Genomic DNA, 3,290 nt, shown 5'->3' on the forward strand with positions numbered 1-3,290 from the left:
CTGCATCTGCACCACGATGGAGGAGTTTCCGACCGTGTTGGGTTTGGCGCATCAATACCCGCAGCTCTGGGCGACCGTCGGCGTGCACCCGGACAACGAGGATGTGCATGAGCCCAGCGTCGAGGAGCTGGTGGCCGCCGCGGCCGACGCCCGCGTGGTGGCGATTGGCGAAACCGGCCTCGACTACTACCGCCTCAACGGCCGCAGCATTGAGGGCGATATGGCCTGGCAGCGCGAGCGCTTTCGCACCCATATCCGCGCCGCAAGACAAGCCGCCAAGCCTTTGGTGATTCACACCCGCAGCAGCGCCGCCGACACCTTGCGCTTGCTGGATGAGGAGGGTGGCGAGCAGGCCGGTGGCGTGTTTCATTGCTTTGCCGAGAGCGTCGAGGTGGCCTTGGCTGCCGTCGAGCGCGGCTATTACGTCTCCTTCTCCGGCATTCTCAGCTTCAAGAGCGCGCAAGACCTGCGTGATGTGGCTGCGGCGCTGCCCCTGGAGCGCCTGCTGATCGAGACCGACAGCCCCTATCTGGCGCCCGTGCCCTACCGTGGGCGCACAAACAGCCCCGCCTATGTGCCCCATGTGGGCGCGGCGCTGGCGGCGGTGAAGGGCGTATCGATTGAAGAGTTGGCGGCGCAGACCTCGGCCAACTGCCGGCGACTGTTCGGTTTGAACTGAGAGCAAGGGCAGCGATGAAGAGTAAATGGCCGTTGTTGACGCTGAGTCTGAGCCTCGCCGGTGCTTGCTGGGCTGCACCGATTGATGATTTGGTCTTGGCGGTCGAGTTGGATGATGGCCATAACGTGCGCAAGCTTCTACAGCGCGGCGTCGACCCCAACAAGCCCGATGCACGTGGCCGTTATGCGCTCGGCACGGCCTTGCGGGAGGATTCAGACAAGGCACTCGACAGCTTGCTGGCCCATCCGCAGCTGGATATCTTGGCCGTCAATTCAAACGGCGAATCCGCACTGATGTTGGCGGCGATCAAGGGCAAGCTGGGCTGGGTCCAAAAGATCGTCAACAAGGGCGCGCCGGTCAACAGCGCGGGCTGGACGCCCTTGCACTATGCCTGCAGCGGCCCCGACAACGGCGTTGCGGCTTGGTTGCTGAGCCAGGGAGCGGAGATCAATGCGCGCTCGCCCAATGGCAGCACGCCATTGATGATGGCGGCGCGCTATGGCGCGCTTGATCTGCCGGCGTTGCTGCTAAGGGCCGGCGCCGACGTCAATCTGCGCAACCAGCAAGGCCTTAGCGCCGCCGACTTCGCGGACAAGGCGGGCCGGGATGAACTGCATGCCAAGCTGCTTAAGCTAATGGCTAAATCGGGCAGCTGACCGCCGAGCTATTGCGAGCTGGCCGCAGCAAGCGCCTAGGAGTTTGCCTGACAGGCGCATTGGCGCGGCCCCGACTATGCCGAACTGGCGCGGCTCCCTAAAGTAGCTTACATCTTGAAACGTAAGTCGACCCTAACGGAGCATCACCATGTTGAGCACCCAAACTGCAAGCGCCTTGTACAGCCCCTTCGCCATGCTGCTCAACCCTGCGGAGGTGGTGTCGGCGATGGAACATTCCGAACTGCTGAATCGCCTGCACAGCTGCGTCTACCGCCCGCTGGACAAACCCCTGATCCCCAAGGGCCAGTTTGCGGCAGCCGACTTTGACCGCCTGATTGACCAGACCCCGGACGACATGGAGCTGGCCGAACAGCTGATGTGATGGCGCTGGTCAGGCCTGGCGCTTGGCCCTTGCGCGCGCCAGTGCCGCCTCGATAACGGCCCGTTTGGCATCCAAGGCCGACGGTTCGCTGAGTTTGGATGCGCCGGCCAGGTCGGCCAATTTGGCCTCGGCCTTGGCGACCAAACGAGCCGCATTCTCTTGCTCGGCTCTGACTTGATGCAGCTGGTGAAAGCGATAACGTTGCCGCGCATCGTCGGCTTGGCGTCCGCTCCAGGCCGCCCAGCCGCTGAGCTCGGGCTTGACCGGCGTCAGCGAGATGCAGTCGACCGGACAGGCCGGCACACACAACTCACAACCGGTGCATTGCTCGGCGACGACCACATGCATCTGCTTGGGCGCGCCAACGATGCAGTCCACCGGGCAGGCTTTGATGCACAGCGTGCAGCCTATGCACCAAGCCTCGTCAATGACGGCCAATTTCAGCGGACCCTCTTGCCCATGTGCGGCACTCAGGGGCAGGGCGGGGCGGCCGGTGATGGCCGCCAGTCGCCCGACGCCTGCTTGGCCGCCGGGTGGGCATTGGTTGATGGCCGCCTGCTCGGCCGCGACCGCCACGGCATAGGCGTGGCAATCGGGGTAGCCGCAGCGGGTGCACTGGGTTTGCGGCAGCGCAGCGTCGATCGCCGTGATCAGTTGCTGCAGACCTGCCGAGGCTTGGGCTTGAAGCGTCAAGTGCTTGATTTGCTTTTCGACTTGGGTGCTGCGGTCGGGGCTACAGCGGTCGATTCAACCACGGCGTTCGGGCGGTCATACTTGCTGATGAAGGCTTGCACTTCCGGATAGACATTCTCGCGCCAGCGCCGACCGGAGAAGATGCCGTAATGGCCCGCACCGACGGCGTCGTAGTGGAATTGGTGCTTGCTGGGTACACCCGAGCACAGCTCATGCGCGGCGCGGGTCTGGCCGGCTCCGGAAATGTCATCGCGCTCGCCTTCCACCGTCAGCAAGGCGGTGGTCTTGATGTCCTGTGGGCGAACCAATTGCCCCTTGACCATCCAAGTGCCATTGACCAAGGCGAAGTCCTGAAACACGGTTTTGATGGTGTCGAGGTAGTACTCGGCCGGCATGTCCAGCACGGCGTTGTATTCGTCGTAGAACTGGCGGTGCGAGTCGGCGCTTTCGTCGTCGCCGCGCATCAGATCGAGGAAGTAGTCGTAGTGCGAACTCATATGCACATTCGGGTTCATCGCGACGAAACCGGTGTGCTGCAAAAAGCCCGGGTAGACCGAACGGCCCGAGCCCGGGAAGTTGGTCGGCACACGGTAAATCACATTGTTCTCGAACCAGCTGTAGGGCTTGTTCATGGCCAGATTGTTGACCGCGGTGGGGCTCTTGCGCGCGTCGATCGGGCCGCCCATCATGGTCATGCTGCGTGGTGTTGGCTCGCCGTTTGTGGCCATCAGCGAAATCGCGGCCAGCACCGGCACGGTCGGCTGGCAGACCGAGATCACATGACATTCGGGGCCGGCCAAGCGGATGAACTCCTGCACATAGGCGATGTAGTCATCCAGATGAAAAGCGCCCACTTCCTTGGGCACCATGCGCGCATCGG

The 3,290-nt window shown here is 63.2% G+C and carries 5 protein-coding genes; 3 read left to right on the top strand and 2 right to left on the bottom strand.

What is annotated here, in order from left to right:
* The 3 genes from RMO57_RS00145 to RMO57_RS00155 all read left to right on the top strand — a co-directional run.
* Window positions 1–679: TatD family hydrolase (locus RMO57_RS00145; protein WP_310383148.1), on the top strand; the 679-nt coding region annotated here is incomplete at its 5' end.
* 14 nt (window positions 680–693) lie between these two features.
* On the top strand, window positions 694–1,335 hold the full coding sequence (locus RMO57_RS00150) for an ankyrin repeat domain-containing protein (RefSeq protein ID WP_310383150.1): 642 nt from the start codon (window positions 694–696) through the stop codon (window positions 1,333–1,335).
* A gap of 148 nt (window positions 1,336–1,483) precedes the next feature.
* Window positions 1,484–1,717, top strand: a complete 234-nt coding sequence (locus tag RMO57_RS00155; protein WP_310383152.1) for a hypothetical protein — start codon at window positions 1,484–1,486, stop codon at window positions 1,715–1,717.
* 9 nt (window positions 1,718–1,726) lie between these two features.
* Here RMO57_RS00155 and rsxB read toward each other — a convergent pair whose 3' ends face one another.
* Both rsxB and phaZ read right to left on the bottom strand, forming a co-directional pair.
* The gene (rsxB, locus tag RMO57_RS00160; protein WP_310383153.1) at window positions 1,727–2,410 is read right to left on the bottom strand and encodes an electron transport complex subunit RsxB; all 684 of its coding nucleotides are present in this window, start codon (window positions 2,408–2,410) and stop codon (window positions 1,727–1,729) included.
* On the bottom strand, window positions 2,407–3,290 hold an 884-nt coding region (gene phaZ, locus RMO57_RS00165), incomplete at its 5' end, for a polyhydroxyalkanoate depolymerase (protein WP_310383154.1). The genes phaZ and rsxB, both read right to left, overlap by 4 nt.

It is taken from the genome of Roseateles sp. (assembly GCF_031397715.1).
Classification (GTDB): domain Bacteria; phylum Pseudomonadota; class Gammaproteobacteria; order Burkholderiales; family Burkholderiaceae_C; genus Paucibacter_A.